Here is a 16,824-nt window from a genome sequence, read left to right on the forward strand (position 1 = left end):
GCCTAAAAATACTCCTTAGGGAGTATTGCCCCAAGGATAAATTGGATATAATTTTGAGTTAAGCTTTAAAGGAATGGATATGGAAAAGAAATTTTTTATGCTCTTATTACTGTTGGCGGCAGGTAAAGTAGGAATGGCGCAGATATTTTCAGACCAGCTTATGTTTCTTCAGAGCCAGACGCAATTTATGACAATTCAGAGTCAGATATACAGCGATATGTCTAGACAGAATATAGAGCGCGATGAAGCCAATAGAAAAAACGGTAGTAAAAATAACTCCTCTAATATTTACGCAACTAGCGGTTTTTCCTATACAGGCAGTAAGGCTATTGTTGAACGAGTTGAAGCCGAAATCATATCCCGTTTGACCATGAAAAATCCTGCGTCGGGAAAAAATCTGGCAGCTGCATTAAACAATACCAAGCCATACCCTAAATATATTGCCGCGTTTAAGGCTCTGGGACTTGATCCTGAACATGACTATGCCGATGTATTTACAGGATATATGTTAGGAATGTGGCGTATCGCAAACAGAATGACTGCAAATCCCACAAAGGACCAGATAAATTACGTACGAAAACAAATGATTAACCACTTGGATATTTCAGGGCTCAGTAACCGGGATCGACAGGAAAAAGCTGCCTACCTGATCTATGACCTGATTTTTGCCAACGAAGCTTACGAAGGCTCAAGAAAAGCAAATGACCGGAAACTAATGCAACAGGACTCTGATGCGGTACAACAGCGATTTGTTAAGGAAAATAACCTTGATTTGCGTAACATGACCATAACGGAGAACGGATTGACACGTAGGAAATAGAACCCGGCTTGGCGGTAAAAATAACATTAACAATAGAAGCCTTTGCTGTGGCATTACAGCGTTGATTATAAAGCTGGCAATATAACATAAAGACTATGAAAACATTTTATTTTATTTTTAGCGTGGTAGCCATATTGGGATGGTCTGCATGTAGTAAAAAGAACGACGATGCAGGTAATCCAAATGGAAAAAATAATGGTTTTCCATTAGGGTACAGTGCAGGCACTTTATTCATCAAACAAAGCACAGAAGGAATTACAAGATTTGATTTATCCAAAGGTTCGGTTTCCAATGTACTGCCGCATTGGCCAGATGCTGGCTGGGATATCAGTTGGGATGGCAGTAAAGGAGTAAAACAGGTCAACAGTTCAAGCTTCGATACACGATATGTGATCTTTGATACAAAGAATGGTTCTACAATTAGAGAAATCCATTATACTCCTAATGACAACCATGGCGGTTTACCATATTTCTCACCTGATGGGAACAGGCTTGCTCTTCGCCCTACATTTGAGGATGGACTGGTAATTCTTGACATGAACGGTAATGTAATCCGCAATATTTCAGGATATGGTACAACCCATACTTTTAAATTTCTGGACAATATCTGCTGGGAGGCCAGTGGAACTATTCTCTTTAAAAAAGATGGCGGATTATGGCGTACGTCTGCTGATTTTAACCGTGCAACCAAGGTTAGGGATATTCCTTTTGATGATTGGAAGGGCCTCGTTGCTGCCAGTGCTGATGGTAAAAAGATCGCACTTTCTGCAGGTAACCATATCTGGCTGATGAATGCCGACGGAACTGATTTTCATGCCGTAACAGCAAGCGACCAGAAAGAGCTTACACCATCCTTCTCTCCAGATAGTAAGTACTTAGCTATCGCAGCAAATTCAAGAGCGCCTATGGAGGGGGATGCGGCTGGAAACGCTTACCATCTTTGTATCATCCCGGCCGATGGGCAGGTGTATAAAGTTTGGCCGGGCGAAGATAGCCGGGTAATTCATCCCACTGTTAACGGACAAGTTGATAGTCGTGGCCTTGGTAAGGCCATTATTGGAGATTTTGTATGGAGATAAAAAAAGATGTTAAAGAACTAAAAGCCTATGAAAAACATTTTCTTATTTATATGTTATTAACCCAGCAAAAATGTAAGGTTGATACCCAAGTTGTAATTACAATAAGAAGCTATAAGAAAAATAGAGATTTGCTCAGATTTAAGCTTTGCTTGTCCCAAAAACCGTTATACAAAGAAATTTGAGGACGGTTTTTTTTATTTTCTAAGATTGAGGGCATTTGGAGCTTTAATTTATAGGAATCCCATAGAGATTAAAACAAAGGTTAAGAGCGTGTATTTGGTGCAAATACTTACAGTAAAGCATTTTTAAATAAAGAGAATGTATATGTCACACTCTAATTTTTTTTGTGTCTCTTATTGGCATGTTCAATCTGCAGAACTTACAATAAACCTGAACACACACATGAGAAATTTATTTTTAATTTTAATGCTTTCTTTTTATGGGGTAAACTCTTTTGGGCAAAAAAAAGAAATATTGATAATAGGAACAATGCACACTGTTTCAAAAACGGTTAAGAACAGTTATAAACCGCTGTTAAAATTTGCCAAAAGCTATAAACCGGAAGCGATTTATGTAGAAAGGATTCGCCCAAGCGATACCGTAAGTCTGAATTACTATTCTAAAAAGTTTATTGAACAATCAGATTCATTAAAAAAAGTATTTGTTTTAAATCCTGATCGTTTTGAAAGCCTGCAAAAACTTAATCTGAATCAGTTCACTGAAGACGATTTCGAATTTATGGCCAAAACCTATTTTGTAAATAGAGATTATGCCAACTACTATTACTTTAACTACTTAAAGGATTATGGAATTGAAGGTTCAAAAAAACCTTTGAGAAATGAAAATGCAGATTTGACATCCAAGCTTGCAATTGCAATGAATTTAAAGCAGATTTTCTCAATGGACGATCAACAGACAAATGCCTATTATCATTCGGCATGGAAAAAATGTATTGAAATTGGGAAAAAGAACGGGGATAATGAAATAAACAAAAAGTTAAATAAAAGAGATTACAACAGTTCAATCATACCTGCTATTTTGGGTAGATTGGGAAAGCATATTAACAAGCCAAAATCATTAAACCGGATGCACTTATTAAATTCATTCAGGTACGTTGAAAATTCAAATTCAGATTGTGCAAACGCAACGAGATACTGGGATGAGAGAAATCATAGGATGGCCAAGAATATTGCCGAACAAGTAAAGGAGTACCCTTTTCAGAAAAATATTGTAATTGTTGGGGCTGGGCATGTTATAGGTATAAAACAGGAGCTAGAAAAAAATTATCCCAACCTGGTTGTAAAACTTATGTATAAATAAAGTATAAAATGTAAACTCGATTATTTTACGAAAACAATCGAGTTTACACCTCCATTAACCTGAAGTGTTTTCTGCACTTTCGGATCCGGTATAGATTTTCCATCAACAAAAAAACTGTAACTGATTTCTCCAGGCTCTACTTCTGCACTTCCTCTCCAAATACCTTTTTCATCTTTTTTTAAGATTAAGCTTTTTCTGCTAAAAAAATTAAAAGAACCAGCTACCACTACTTCTTCGGCATTTGGATAACCTTCAAGAGAAAAAGCTAAGGTTTTGAATACAGGCTTATCCTTTTTTAATGCTGTAATTACTTGGCCAATATTAGTTGTAACATCTGTTTTATTTGAAGATTTTAGCTGTTGCAAAGCCATTAGATTTGCTTTATATAAAGCCAGATTAGCCCTTGTTAAGCTGTCTGGTATTACTCCGGTATGTTCCCAATTTGTTTTTGTTACGGTGTTAATGCTTCTAGCATATGGAACAGCTATGTTGAAGTAATCATTTAACCGCTCTAAATCTGTCGGATTTGCACCTCCACGGGTTATCTCTCCTATAACAAGCGCTCGTTTATGCTGCTGTAAATCGTACGCAAAAGCCTCTCCTCCAGAAAATGTTCTGCCGCTGGTTAAAATATATACCGGTTTATCTACGTAACGTTTACCGGGCAACCATGCTAATGTCCAAAATTGTTTAATATTGTTGGTTTCCCGAATATAAAAATCTGATATGTGCCTTGATTCGCTAAAGAAATAGCTATGTAAAAAAGGAAGAGTATTTTCATCTAAACTTCCTCTGCAATTCCTTAAATCTATAATCAGGGCATCAGTATTTGAAACGTATTTAATAGCAGCTATTATTGTATCTGCACATTTTTCTAAAGGACCAAATACAGGTATATTCAAGTAACCAATATTGCCCCTGAGAATTTTCTTTTCTTTAATGCCGAAATTATTTTCTCTTAAAAGATCGTTTATCCAGTTATTTGGTTGAGGGTTTATTTTTGACGTATTAGATTTTGTTTCGGCTGCACGCTCAACAAAGCTTATTTTTAAATGCTGGTCGCGTGTAATTATTTGAAGATCTCTTGTAAGTTGAAAAGCAAATTCATTTCCTGTAGTTATATTTTCGTATTTTCCTTTGCTATAGTTATTATTAATTACTTTTTCAGCACTGTCTGCCATTTCAGGGAAAACATATTTTTTATGAAGTATTTTAATTAAAGAATCTATTGTTTGTTGCTTCACTTCATTAGTTAACTGGGCATTGGCTGAAATTGGAAAAAATAGAAAAGTAACTATTATAAATTTGATTAGAGAATAGGTAATAATTGTACTTGTAATTTTCATCTGCATAAAATATTCTTTGTTTTTTTATTAACCTTAACTGATACATTTCCAGTTATCTATCTTTTGAGATGAGGTTGAACAATCATGATGGTTAGCTTTAAATGGATTATTTGTAATTATAGCATTTCCTGAAGTGTCAAAATATAAATATCGACCAAATCATCATTTTTGTAGACAAGATGCGCTGATATAGATAAAATGAAAAATGATTGTAGTGAAAGAAATTTATACCTATACTACAAAGATGTGTACGTGGATACAAATAAAACGGTGCAAACGTTTCTTACAGATTTCAAACAATTAGACGGCAAAGTAATTTCACTTACACCTGAAATTGTTACTTGAAGTATAACAGCGGGCATTTTTTGATTTATATTTTTACTTTATTTTTTGTCCCGAAATTGTTTTTTGATTGTCTTAAAGGAAATAGATTATAAATTAGAAAAATTATGAAAGAATTTTTAATGCTTATTCGCGAAAATGCAAATTATGGAGAATTATCTCCAGCTGAAATGCACGCAGACATTCAGGAACATATGGTATGGATTGAAAGCTTAGTTGAAAAGGGACATTTTAAGGCAGGAAATCCGCTAGAGGCCAGAGGAACTGTAGTTAAAGGAGATTTGATAACCGATGGTCCTTTTGTAGAAACCAAAGAATGCGTAAGCGGATATTATTTTATTTTGGCTGCCTCATTAGAAGAAGCTACAGAAATAGCAAAAGGCTGTCCGGATTTGAAACGGGGATCAATTTTAGAAATTAGGGAGATTATGCTTATGGATGAATAATTTAAATGAACGAAACTGTTAATACATATGCAAGCCATCTTTTCAGGGAAAACTATGGAAAGATGGTTTCTTATTTGTCTCAGCAATACGGTTATCAGGAGATAGATAATATTATTGATGCCGTTCAGGAAGCTTTTGAAGTAGCGCTTATCAAATGGCGTTTTTCAGGACTGCCAGATAAACCACTGGCCTGGTTATTTAAAGTGGCAAATAATAAACTGTTAAATCAACTTAAAAAAGCAAATACCCACAAACGCCACATACAAGGTATTTCAACAAATAAACAGATTGATGCCATTGAAGAAAAAGAGTTCGATGACAGCCTATTTAGACTATTGTTACTGTTCTCTAAACTAAGATTTAAAGAACGCAATAAAATTATTATTTCATTGTATTTTTTATGTGGTTTCGGATATGCTGAAATTGCCGCTGCGCTGTTTCTTAATGCGGAAGCTGTTAAGAAAGTAATATTGCGTAGCAAAGATTCAATTAAGCAGTTTACCCTAAAACATTCTGATAACTTAAATGCTACAGACGGTACAGACTTAGGTTGTCTGGTTAGAATCTTGTATCTCATGTTTAATGAAGGTTATAAATCGGCCAAAAAAAATGAAACCATTGATTTAAGCCTGTGTTACGAAGCCATAAGATTAGGCAAGATGGTTGCAGGTTTTGAAAAAGAAAATAGACAGATCAACGCCCTTATAGCACTGATGTTTTTTAATACATCAAGATTTCCAGCCCGCATAAAAGAAAATACATGGATTTCATTAGAAGAGCAGGACAGAAGTTTATGGAACAAAGAACTGATCTCAGAAGGGTTTTATTATCTACGCGAAGCTAAAAATAATCAGGATAAGTTAAATAAATACTATTTGGAAGCTCTGATTAGTTCTCTTCATTGCATTGCACCCACTTATGCCGATACAGACTGGCTGAGTATTTCATTCCTGTACCATCAGTTAGAAAATATTGAGCCAAATTCAATAACGATAAAACTAAACCGGATTATAGCAGAGAGTAATTATAAAGCTATCGTTTTGCTTATTGATGAGCTTAAAGATATGGAACCGGCAATTACAGAAGGCTTCTTTACTTATTATAGCTGCTTGGCATACCTATATGCTAAAAATAAGCAGTTAAATAAGGCTTATGAATATTATAACTTATGTATGAGTTATAGCAGAAATAAAGCTGACCAGAATTTTATTGGTCAAAAACTTAAAGCATTAAAAAAACACTTGAATATTAAGAAATAAGAACTTGTCTATTTCTTTGGAATTCTTTTGAATACTCATTAATTTTAATGAGTTCTCTTGATACACTAAAAAAATCTAAACATTAATGCTCAATCTCAAACCAGGCTGTTTCTTTCAATTCAGATTATACATACAGCAACTCCCATATTAACCAAATACTAAAAATTATGAAAACTATAAAAACTCCAGGGGTATATATTGTAGAAAAAAATGCTTTTCCAAATTCTGTTGTAGAAGTAGCAACCGCAGTACCAGCCTTTATAGGTTATACAGAATATGCAAAGAATGGAAAATCACTTTTAAATGTTCCATTTAAAATAAGCTCTTTGGTAGAATATGAGCAATATTTTGGTGGTGCACCTAAACCCAAGTTCACACTTAAATATGATAAAGAAGCTTCTTCTGAGATTTCAGTTGATCAAGAAGTTGTAAAAAAATCCCTTTCTTTCTTGCAAAAACAAATAACCACCTTAGTTAAAACTAAAGAAAATGATTATTCGGCTACAATAAATAAAATAAAGGAAACTTTTGAAGCGGTTAAAGAACCATTGGAGATTTTTAACAAGGCTTTATTAAAGATATATGGAACCGGAAATGAGATTGTTAAAGAAACAGAAGACGTATTGAAATTATTAAAGCTAAATACGGAAACTCCTAAGGCAATAAGTAATATTGATAAAGCATTTAACAAACTATTGTTGAAAGTGAACGATATTACAATTCCTTCAAAAAAATATACACTGTCAAGAAATGATAATTACAATTTCTATTATCATCTTCGACTTTTTTTTGCAAATGGAGGAGGGGCTTGCTATATTGTTTCTGTAGGTAACTATGAGCAGGAGATTGAAAAAAATAAACTGGAGCAGGGAGTTGCTTTTTTAAAGAAAGAACAAGAACCTACCATTGTGGTGGTACCAGAAGCTGTGTGCCTTAAAACTAAAGAAGATTGTTACGATATATATAAAGCTGCTTTAAAGCACTGTGGAGGCGAAATGAAAAATAGGGTTGCATTGCTTGACATTTATAATGGAAGCAAAGGGAGGGCCCATACAGAAGAAGATGCCATAAAAGATTTTAGAATTGCAATCGGTACACAATTTCTTGATTTTGGGGCTGCTTATTATCCTTGGTTAAATACTTCTATTGTTTCTGATAATGAAATTAGTTTCAGGAATTTTTTAACAAACTGGGATGAGTTAAAATCTTTATTAAGTGTACATTCCACCTACCTTTGGTCTTACATTTCTAATCTTGAAAAAGTGGTTGAGGCCATCAGTAAAAAAAAGCAGACAGATGAAAAAGAAGAAGTTGCTCTTCATAAAATATTCGTAAAACAAAGCACTGTATATGCTGCAATTATTAAAGAGGGCTTACAGCAATTAAATCTTTTACCTCCGACTTCTGCTATGGCAGGTATCTATACGCTTATAGATAATACAAGAGAAGTTTGGAAAGCACCTGCTAATGTTGGAATATCTAATGTAATTAGTCCTGCTGTAAATATTTCTCATACAGAGCAAGAAAACCTCAATGTACCATTGGATGGAAAAGCAGTAAATGCTATTCGTTATTTTGTGGGAGAAGGTGTAAAGGTATGGGGAGCCAGAACTTTAGATGGTAATTCTCTCGACTGGAGATACATCAATGTTCGCCGTACCATGATCATGCTTGAAGAGTCTATTAAAAATGCAACCAAAGCATTTGTTTTTGAGCCTAATACCGCTAATACCTGGGTAAGTATTCGCAGTATGATCAATAATTTTCTAAACGGAATATGGAAACGCGGAGGGCTTGCAGGTGCAGTTCCTGATGATGCGTTTAATGTTCATGTTGGGCTGGGAGAGACCATGACACCAGAAGATATTTTGGAAGGAATAATGCGTGTTACCGTACTGGTAGCTATTAGCCGACCAGCTGAATTTATCGAAATCACATTTCAGCAACAAATGCAAAAAAGCTAATTTACTTGAAAAATATACAACTATGGCAGCACAAACACAAAACAACACATGGCCATTGCCGAAGTTTTACTTTGAGGTAGAATTAGGTGGTACAAAAGCAATCTTTCAAGAGGTGTCTGGATTAGATATAGACACGCAAATCATAGAATACCGGCATGGTAATAGCAAAGAATTCTCTGCAATCAAAATGCCTGGTATTAAAAAAGCTGGAAATGTTACCCTGAAAAAAGGTGTTTTTGTAAAAGATAATACTTTTTTGGATTGGTCTAAGCGAATAAATATGAATATTATTGAACGTAGGACAATTGTGATCAACTTGTTGGATGAAGGCGGAAAACCTACTATGACATGGGCACTTAATAACGCATGGCCAACTAAAATTACCGGAACAGATATGAGACCTGATGGGAATGAAGTAGCTGTTGAAACGATTGAGTTAGCTCATGAGGGTATTAAAATAGAATGTAAATAACCAGAAAAAGTGAACTTAACTTAAAAAGGTGCCTAAAATCTTTCGTCATTCAGTACTTGATACGGAATCTTTAAATCAAGGTATTTACCTCATTTAAGATCCTGAAATGAGTTCAGGATGACGGAATATTAATTTTAAACACCTTTCTTAATATATTAACGGCCACCCGGAGGGCAGTTCTCTTTTAAGAATTTGGTATAGATTAATCTTAAATGCTCGTTTGTTCCAGGGCCTTCGCTAATACTGTGCGTACGGTTAGGATAACTCATCAGTTGAAATACCTTTTTGTTTTTTACCAATTCGTTAATCAACATTTCGGCATTTTGATAATGCACGTTATCATCGCCTGTACCGTGGATAACCAAAAGATTACCCTTTAGATTTTTAGCATGTGTAACCGGCGATCCCGCAACATAAGCATCAGTACTTGGAAAAGGAGTACCCATGTAACGCTCCTGGTAAATGTTATCGTAAGTTAACTGATTAGCTACTGCGGCAATAGCGATACCTGTTTTATATATCTCAGGATATTGGAACAATAAATTTAAGGTAGAAGACCCGCCTCCGCTCCATCCCCAAACAGCTACGCGATCTTTGTCCATAAAGGCATTTTGCTCTAATAATTTTTTAGCGGCCATGGCCTGGTCTCTGATGTTGATTACACCTATGTTTTTATAGATTGCTTTGCGCCATGCAGAACCTTTAGGCAGTGGGGCCCCTCTGTTATCCATAGAAATATAGATGTAACCATCTTGTGCCATATTACCATTGTATAAGAAGTTGTTACCTGCGCCATAAGTATCTAAAGCGGTTGCAGAAGCGGGCTCACCATATACATAAAAAACAACCGGATATTTCTTGGTTACATCAAAATTATCTGGTTTTTTCATCCAGCCATCTAAAACCACACCGTCTTCTGTGGTTACTTTAAAGAACTCTACTTTATTTTTTGGAGCCTGTTGTTTAGCCAGTTGGTTGGTAATGCTACCTTCCATGGTTAAAGGATTTCCGGTTTTAAAGTTCATCCATTCTGTAACAGGGGTTACAATAGAGCTGTTATAGCTATGGCGGGCAAATAAACCATTTGGAGAAATGCTATACGTATGTGTTCCCGGAAGAACTGAAGGCGTAACCATTTCTAATTTACCTTTGCCATCTAGTTTGGTTTTATACAAATATTTTTGTGTCGCATTAACCGGCGAAGCTGAAAAATAGACTGTATTGCTTTTTTCATCAATCAGGTTCAAAGCAATCACATCATAATCGCCTTTGGTTACCAGAGTTTGTTTCTTTCCATCACGAGAAATACGATATAAATGTCTCCATCCGTCTTTTTCGGTTAACCATGCAAATTCTTTATTACCATTTAACCAGGTAAAACCATCAGTGGCATCGATCCATGCCGCATTAGTTTCGCTATAAACCAGATCTATTTTATTAGTGTTTGCGTTGGCTATATAAACTTTGCTTTCATTTTGCTGACGGTTAAGTTGTTGTAAAATAATATCATTTGAAGCAGGTACCCAGTCCATACGCGGAATGTAGTTTTGTACTGAGCTGCCCGGTACATCAATCCATTTAGTTTGAGCAGTATTGATATCTACCACACCGATCTTACATGATGAGGGATCCTGTCCAACTTTAGGATATTCTACCGGAACGTTAAATGAATAGATTGAATCGGTATTATTGATCATTAAAAAGTTTTTGATCTTGGTGGCATCAATTTGCCAGTAAGCAATTGATTTTCCATCAGGGCTCCATCTAAAACCATCTCTACAATCAAATTCTTCTTCATAAACCCAGTCAAAGGTTCCGTTGATCATTCTGGCTGAACCATCTGTGGTTAAAGCTTTAATGGTACCTGTAGCCAAATCTTCAACATAGATGTTATGCCCACTTACATAAGCCACTTTAGAAGCATCAGGCGAGAATTTTGCAAACATGAGCGAAGAAGCAGGTTTACCTTTACCCAATTGTGTTAATGTATTGTTTTTAATATCTGCCACCCAATAGTCGCCACGTGTATCGTAACGCCAAACTTTTTTGGTATTGGTATAAATCAGGGCTTTACTACCATCTTCACTTAATTGAAAACTGCGTACCTGAAGCGGAGAAGAGCCATTTGCCGGTGTAAGCAGATCTCTACCGATTAAAGTAGAACGTTCGTTTTTAGGTAGTGTTACTACTGTAATTTCACCACCCGTATTTTGATAATAACCGGTTCCGTCTTTGGTCCAGTTAATATTCTGGGCATGAGCCCAACCGTTAAATAAAAGGCTAATAAGCAATACCTTGCTTATAAATTTAGCTAAATTCATAGTTTATAGTTTAATAAAATTTTGATAGGCACTTTGTAAATAGGCTTTTCCTTTAGTTAATATTTGGTTAGTACTGTTTCTATCATTCGGGTGGTTGTTATATAAAATCGATTTGCCCACGTTATCAAAGGTAACACAGTGATCGTTTTCAATAAAACCAAATCCGTTATCCCAGCTAAAATAAGCAAAATGCTTAATGTTAGGGTTTAATAAGTTTTTACTCCACTTAAATTGGTCACGTTTTAGGTTTAACTGTGCAAGCAAGGTAGCGGCTAAATCTTGCTGACTGCCCGTATAGTTTATTTGTTTTCCTTTAAATTCATCTTTAATCACTTCTCCATAAAACAACATAGGGATATGGTAACGCTGAGGATCAAAAATATCGTATTTGTTTTTAGGCAGAATATGTCCGTGATCTGCTATGAAAATGAATAAAGTGTTTCGGTACCAGGGCTGTTTCTTTGCTTCGTTTAAATACGATGCTATACATGAATCTGTATAATAAGCTGTGCTTTTAAATTTTGCCACATTGTCTTGTGAGCCAAATTTGTGTTCTCCAGGCACTTCAAAAGGTTCATGGTTAGTGAGCGATAATATCGTTGAAAAGAAAGGTTGCTTAAAATTTTTGGCTTCTTGGATTTGTCTGTTAAATACAATTGCATCGTAAGCGCCCCATTTAGAATTCATGTCTTTCTTATCAAAACTGTTTTTATCAACCAATAACTGATAATCATGACTAAGAATAAATGCCTTGTAATTGTCGAATTCAGATTCGCCTCCGTAAAAGAAGGAGTTTACATAACCGTTCTGATGCAGAGACTGGCTTATAGCAGGAATTTTCTGCATTTTTTCTGGCCATTTCACAATACTACCACTTCCTAAGGTCGGGTAGCCTGCTAAAGTGCCAATAACACCTTTATCTGTACGGTTACCAGTTGCATATATCTGGCTAAATAGCAGACCTTTATGTGCTAAGCTGTCAAAATTAGGCGTGATATTTTTTTCCTGTCCTAAGGTATAAGTCAGGTTAGCTGTGAAGCTTTCTAAAATAAATAAAACGATATTGGGTTTATCTGTTTTTAAAACTTTTATAGTGGTATCAGATGAAGTTTGATATAATGCTTTTGTCTGGGTAGCTGCCTTTTCTTTATCCATATAGATATAAGGATTTGAATCGACTTTCTTAGAAGCTAAGATGCTGGATACCAAGTTCCATTCTGTATTTAAGGAAGCATGATTCAGTACTTGGTTTTCAGAAAAGTAAGCCATGCTTTGGCTGTTTGGAGCTGTCCCCCAACCACCTCTTATCAACAAGAAATTAATGCCCAATAGCAGGACAGAGGCAAGTAGCTTAATCGGTAACGTTACTTTTGTGATGAAAACTTTCCTTTTTACCCAATAGTTTTCCAAGTACCAACCCGTTAACAGTAGGATAATAAATATAAAAACCGTAAGCAGAATAGGCGAGGAAGCACTTGATGCCAAGGCTTCATTGGGTGTGCTAATGGCAAAACCTAGTGCTCTTGCGTTGATTTTGCTGCCCCATTCTCGATAAATATTGAAATTGATTACAGCAATAAGACTGAATAATACAAGTAAAACCCGGTTGTATATTTTTAACCATTTAAAATTGATCTCCTGTTTTGTGATGAGAAATTGGAAAGTGAAAAATAAGAGCGGAATGGCATTGATATAAGCAGCCATTGATGCATCTAAGCGAAGAGCATGGTAAAAAGTAGCTATTTTTTCACTGAAGCCAATATCGCTTAATTTTTGTTTGAAAATGAGTAGGAAAATAAAGCGATCTACGGCAAAATAGAGAAGCCAAAACAGAAAATAGCGTATAAAAAAAATCAGGCTTTTGAACATTGGCACTAAATTAGTAAAAATGCCAAAATAAAAGCCTGACGAATAGATTTGTGAGCAAAGATTTTAATTATTCTCCGCCGCCTCCTTGCATAGATTTAAGCTCTTCATAAGTAATCTCATCATATCCGCTTGGAATATCTGTTGTAGATAAAACTCCAATTTTACCTTCTGTAGCAGATTTTAAGATAATACTTCCACCTTTGCCGGTAACTTTTACCATGGTTCCTTTGAGCGATTTAAAATTATCGGTAAACATATTGGCAGGGAGATCAATATCTTTAGTAATCCATACCTCATAAGTTTCGCCATTAGCGCCGTTCTTATAAGTGTATTTTTCTGCATTAAAGCCATTTATAGTTTGTTTTTCACCTGTAGGGGTAATATCAACGGGAGGAAAAATGCCTTGCTGCTCGTTTTGCTCGGTTAGATCTTTTTTAGCTAGTTTAGCGGCTTTCTGGATTTGCGCAATCGGTACGCTCACTAAGATAAGACCGTTTTCTTTTTCTACATCATTTAGAATAGAAATGGTTGCAGGGCCAGATTCGATTACTAATTTAGATACATTATTATTGAAAGATAATTTCTGTTCTTGTTTGCCCATTGCACCTTCCATAGAATACACTGCTGTACCTTCTGTTATTTTTTTCTGAGCAAAAGCATATACGGTTGAGCTTACCATTATAGCAGCTATTACTCCTGTTTTGATTGATTTGAACATCATATTTAAAGTTTATAGTTTACCATTTAATTTTCTGCTTATTTAAAAAAGCAGTTATTCCTTTGTTAAAATCATCGCTTTGCCTAACTTCTGCGTTTAGTTTAACAGCATAGTTAAGGTTTGCGTTTAAATTGTTATAAGCAATTTCATTAATCAGCTTCTTGGTTTTCTGTAACGAATTAACCGATGAATTGTTACATAAATCTAAAGCAAAATTTCTTACGGTTTGATTGATTTCATCTGATTTTGTTACATAGGTAATCAAATTATATTGCAGAGCTTCTTCTGCACTGAACAGCTCGCCTGTCAGTAATAATTTTTTAGCTATGGTAAGGCTTGTCTTTTGCATCAGAAAACAGGCTACAATAGCAGGTACAAAGCCTAATTTTACTTCTGTGTAGCCAAATTTGGCCTCAGGTACGGCAAAAACAAGGTCGCAGACCGTAGCTAAGCCACATCCTCCGGCTATGGCATGACCTTCAACTTGAGCAATTACTGTTTTATCGGAATAGTTAATAGCTGTAAAAAGTGCTTTCAGATTTTCAGAATCAACCAAATTATCTTCGAAAGTGTTTTGTTGTAATTGTTGCAGATAAGCCAGATCAGCACCTGCGCTAAAACAATCGCCATTTGCTTTTAAAATGATTACTTTAACTCTTTCATCATCATTAGCTTGCTGTATAGCCTTTTTTAACTGGTTAACTAGTTCAGGATTTAAAGCATTTTTCTTATCAGCTCTGTTGAGCGTAATTTCACAAATACGTTCTTCTACATAATAGAGTACTAAGCTTTCGGCCATAATGATTAGTTAAGGGATACCAGCAAGGCATCGTTCCTTTTTAGTAAATGTGTTCTAAAATTAGTTTTTTTTGCTTCATTTTCAAATTCTGTAATTTTGAAATCTTTATTTGTAGCATCAATTAGAAGGGTAGAAGCTTTTAATTGTTCATGTAATGTGCTAATATCAACTTTGGGATTTTGATGTAACCATACATAATTAAAAGGAATTTCGTTTTTTATTTTTTTATGATTGAAATCTGAGTCTATTAAAATGAGGCTTTTATCGTAAAAAGTTATTTGGTGATTACTTTTAATAAGATATTTTGTGGCCGTATCTGTTTTCCAATTAATAAATTTTATTTCATTAACTCTATATTGTTCTAAAGCAGGTTTCACAAAAAATAAATAATTCTTTTCCAGGGGATTTAGGTCTGTAACTAAAATAGCTTCTTTAGAATTGATAAAAGCAGCTGCATAATTTTTACGTAAAGTAAAGAATATTATTTTTCGTTGTTTTTCAGCAAGCATTTTTTGATGCGCATCTCCTATTTGGAAGCATAACAGTAAGCATAATGCGCAAATAACCGGTCTTGCTTTTTTTTGAATCAAGCCTATGGAAATGAATATAATAAACAGGCTTAAAGCCCATACCTGCCACCGCTCGATAAAGATAGAAGTAAGTCCTGAAAAAGGTAGATCAGCTATCCATTTTAAACCCTCATTAGTAAAGGTGATAATATATTCGAAAATCGGGGCTGCCCAACTTATTTTAAAAATCAGCATAGCTAAGCCTATATACATAATGAGGATTACAGGAATGACAATAAATAAATTGCTGATGATAAAATATACCGGGAACTGATGAAAATAATATATGCTGAGCGGAAGCGTAGTTATTTGAGCAGACATACTCACAGCACTTGTGGCCCATATTTTATCAAGAAAATAATTTTTGAAAAATAATGACCTATATATTGGCAGCTGTAAAGCAATTAATCCTAATACGGCTAAAAAAGAAAGCTGAAAACCTACATCCCATATCAAGAAAGGATCAAATATCAGTAAGATAAAAGCGGTAAAGGCTAATACATTGTAACTATTGATATGCCGCTTAAGTTGTTTGGAGAAAATAACTGCACTTAACATAATAGCCGACCTGAGTACAGAAGCAGATAGTCCGGTAATAAGTGCATAATACCATATCAGGGTAATGGTAAGCACGAGTTTTATGATAATCATCCATCTTGTGTTTTTGCTGAATCTTAACAGCAGAATATTGATCATGATATAAATAATTCCTACGTGCATACCTGATACTGACAAGGCGTGTATAGTACCTGTTTTGCTGTAAGCACTTAAAGTTTCCTGGCTCAGATTGGCACGATAACCCAAGATAAGTGTAGAAGCCACCGCAAAAGCTTCATCATTTTTGATAACTTTCCGGTAAAAATCTACCTGTTTTTGACGCAGATTAATGGCATATTTTAGCAAAGGATTTGCAGCATTTGAAGGTAGTTTTACAATTTTGTTCTGGTTGATAAAAACTTGCTGATAAATATTACGAGCGGCTAACCATGCTTTGAAATCGAACTCTGCAGGATTATATGCAGGTTCAACAGGGGTATATATAGGTTCAATCAGCAATTCATCGCCATAATTTAAGCCAACAGACTGGGTACTATCTGTTTTTAAAGCTACCAATAGTTTGCCTGTAACAGGGTATAAAGTTTTTGCTTTTATGCCACCTGTTACTTCTGCTTCAAATCTTAGAATGTCATGGTTTAGTTGCGGTTCTGAGCTTATATATATTCTGAGGGCTTTAAACTGTTGCTTGGTAAAATAAGCATCTTTTAAGAAATCAGTTTTAAGCAGGCAAAGTGTACTTCCCGTAAAAAATAAACAGATAGTTAAAAGACCTCCTATGAGTATCTTGTGTTTCCATATCCTAAATTTTATATATAGGATATTTAAGATAAGCAGCACTAAAAAAGATGAAAGTAAAGCGTAAAAGCTAAAAATCAATACTGCATTATTTTGAGTATAGTAAGCTGTTATAATACCTAACATAAAAGGTATAAGCACTTTGAT

General features: G+C 35.0%; 13 protein-coding genes. 7 read left to right on the forward strand and 6 right to left on the reverse strand.

Features of this window, described 5'->3' with window-relative positions:
• Positions 1 to 79 precede the first annotated feature (79 nt).
• The 3 genes from ACLHG9_RS10290 (at position 80) to ACLHG9_RS10300 (ending at position 3,219) form a co-directional block, all read left to right on the forward strand.
• Positions 80 to 820, forward strand: coding sequence for a hypothetical protein (locus ACLHG9_RS10290; protein ID WP_410221406.1), 741 nt, complete (start codon positions 80 to 82; stop codon positions 818 to 820).
• Between the two features lie 95 nt (positions 821 to 915).
• Positions 916 to 1,899 (forward strand): TolB family protein, encoded by a 984-nt coding sequence (locus tag ACLHG9_RS10295; protein ID WP_410221407.1) that lies wholly within the window; start codon positions 916 to 918, stop codon positions 1,897 to 1,899.
• Positions 1,900 to 2,301: 402 nt separating this feature from the next.
• Complete coding sequence (locus tag ACLHG9_RS10300; RefSeq protein WP_410221408.1) at positions 2,302 to 3,219, forward strand: DUF5694 domain-containing protein; 918 nt, start codon at positions 2,302 to 2,304, stop codon at positions 3,217 to 3,219.
• Between the two features lie 20 nt (positions 3,220 to 3,239).
• Here the strand turns inward: ACLHG9_RS10300 and ACLHG9_RS10305 are convergent, their stop codons facing one another.
• Entirely contained in the window at positions 3,240 to 4,565 is a 1,326-nt protein-coding gene (locus tag ACLHG9_RS10305) for a S41 family peptidase (RefSeq protein ID WP_410221409.1), read from the reverse strand.
• Positions 4,566 to 5,014: 449 nt separating this feature from the next.
• Here ACLHG9_RS10305 and ACLHG9_RS10310 point away from each other — a divergent pair, with 449 nt between their 5' ends.
• The 4 genes from ACLHG9_RS10310 (at position 5,015) to ACLHG9_RS10325 (ending at position 9,048) form a co-directional block, all read left to right on the forward strand.
• Positions 5,015 to 5,353 carry a YciI family protein gene (locus ACLHG9_RS10310; protein WP_410221410.1) on the forward strand — a complete coding sequence of 113 codons (339 nt, stop codon included), beginning with the start codon at positions 5,015 to 5,017 and terminating at the stop codon, positions 5,351 to 5,353.
• A gap of 5 nt (positions 5,354 to 5,358) precedes the next feature.
• On the forward strand, positions 5,359 to 6,612 hold the full coding sequence (locus ACLHG9_RS10315; protein WP_410221411.1) for an RNA polymerase sigma factor: 1,254 nt from the start codon (positions 5,359 to 5,361) through the stop codon (positions 6,610 to 6,612).
• A gap of 167 nt (positions 6,613 to 6,779) precedes the next feature.
• A complete protein-coding gene (locus ACLHG9_RS10320) occupies positions 6,780 to 8,576 on the forward strand; it encodes a phage tail sheath family protein (protein ID WP_410221412.1) in 1,797 nt (598 codons plus the stop codon).
• A 22-nt stretch (positions 8,577 to 8,598) separates the two neighbouring features.
• Positions 8,599 to 9,048, forward strand: a complete 450-nt coding sequence (locus ACLHG9_RS10325; protein WP_410221413.1) for a phage tail protein — start codon at positions 8,599 to 8,601, stop codon at positions 9,046 to 9,048.
• A 155-nt stretch (positions 9,049 to 9,203) separates the two neighbouring features.
• Here the strand turns inward: ACLHG9_RS10325 and ACLHG9_RS10330 are convergent, their stop codons facing one another.
• The 5 genes from ACLHG9_RS10330 to ACLHG9_RS10350 form a co-directional block, all read right to left on the reverse strand.
• Positions 9,204 to 11,369, reverse strand: coding sequence for a S9 family peptidase (locus tag ACLHG9_RS10330; RefSeq protein ID WP_410221414.1), 2,166 nt, complete (start codon positions 11,367 to 11,369; stop codon positions 9,204 to 9,206).
• 3 nt (positions 11,370 to 11,372) lie between these two features.
• On the reverse strand, positions 11,373 to 13,238 hold the full coding sequence (locus ACLHG9_RS10335) for an LTA synthase family protein (protein ID WP_410221415.1): 1,866 nt from the start codon (positions 13,236 to 13,238) through the stop codon (positions 11,373 to 11,375).
• Between the two features lie 67 nt (positions 13,239 to 13,305).
• Positions 13,306 to 13,959: a DUF4412 domain-containing protein gene (locus ACLHG9_RS10340; RefSeq protein ID WP_410221416.1), complete on the reverse strand. Its 654-nt coding sequence runs from the start codon at positions 13,957 to 13,959 to the stop codon at positions 13,306 to 13,308.
• A gap of 16 nt (positions 13,960 to 13,975) precedes the next feature.
• Positions 13,976 to 14,755, reverse strand: a complete 780-nt coding sequence (locus ACLHG9_RS10345; protein WP_410221417.1) for an enoyl-CoA hydratase/isomerase family protein — start codon at positions 14,753 to 14,755, stop codon at positions 13,976 to 13,978.
• Between the two features lie 5 nt (positions 14,756 to 14,760).
• The gene (locus ACLHG9_RS10350; RefSeq protein ID WP_410221418.1) at positions 14,761 to 16,803 is read right to left on the reverse strand and encodes a ComEC/Rec2 family competence protein; all 2,043 of its coding nucleotides are present in this window, start codon (positions 16,801 to 16,803) and stop codon (positions 14,761 to 14,763) included.
• Positions 16,804 to 16,824: the final 21 nt, after the last annotated feature.

It is taken from the genome of Pedobacter sp. (genome assembly GCF_046462515.1).
Taxonomy (GTDB): domain Bacteria; phylum Bacteroidota; class Bacteroidia; order Sphingobacteriales; family Sphingobacteriaceae; genus Pedobacter.

Bases quoted from the DNA above. Each gene is read 5' to 3' on its own strand.
- ACLHG9_RS10300 (WP_410221408.1), top strand. From the start codon at position 2,302: ATGAGAAATTTATTTTTAATTTTAATGCTTTCTTTTTATGGGGTAAAC.
- ACLHG9_RS10345 (WP_410221417.1), bottom strand. From the start codon at position 14,755: ATGGCCGAAAGCTTAGTACTCTATTATGTAGAAGAACGTATTTGTGAA.
- ACLHG9_RS10310 (WP_410221410.1), top strand. From the start codon at position 5,015: ATGAAAGAATTTTTAATGCTTATTCGCGAAAATGCAAATTATGGAGAA.
- ACLHG9_RS10295 (WP_410221407.1), top strand. From the start codon at position 916: ATGAAAACATTTTATTTTATTTTTAGCGTGGTAGCCATATTGGGATGG.
- ACLHG9_RS10350 (WP_410221418.1), bottom strand. From the start codon at position 16,803: ATGTTAGGTATTATAACAGCTTACTATACTCAAAATAATGCAGTATTG.
- ACLHG9_RS10335 (WP_410221415.1), bottom strand. From the start codon at position 13,238: ATGTTCAAAAGCCTGATTTTTTTTATACGCTATTTTCTGTTTTGGCTT.
- ACLHG9_RS10330 (WP_410221414.1), bottom strand. From the start codon at position 11,369: ATGAATTTAGCTAAATTTATAAGCAAGGTATTGCTTATTAGCCTTTTA.
- ACLHG9_RS10325 (WP_410221413.1), top strand. From the start codon at position 8,599: ATGGCAGCACAAACACAAAACAACACATGGCCATTGCCGAAGTTTTAC.
- ACLHG9_RS10340 (WP_410221416.1), bottom strand. From the start codon at position 13,959: ATGATGTTCAAATCAATCAAAACAGGAGTAATAGCTGCTATAATGGTA.
- ACLHG9_RS10320 (WP_410221412.1), top strand. From the start codon at position 6,780: ATGAAAACTATAAAAACTCCAGGGGTATATATTGTAGAAAAAAATGCT.
- ACLHG9_RS10305 (WP_410221409.1), bottom strand. From the start codon at position 4,565: ATGAAAATTACAAGTACAATTATTACCTATTCTCTAATCAAATTTATA.
- ACLHG9_RS10290 (WP_410221406.1), top strand. From the start codon at position 80: ATGGAAAAGAAATTTTTTATGCTCTTATTACTGTTGGCGGCAGGTAAA.
- ACLHG9_RS10315 (WP_410221411.1), top strand. From the start codon at position 5,359: ATGAACGAAACTGTTAATACATATGCAAGCCATCTTTTCAGGGAAAAC.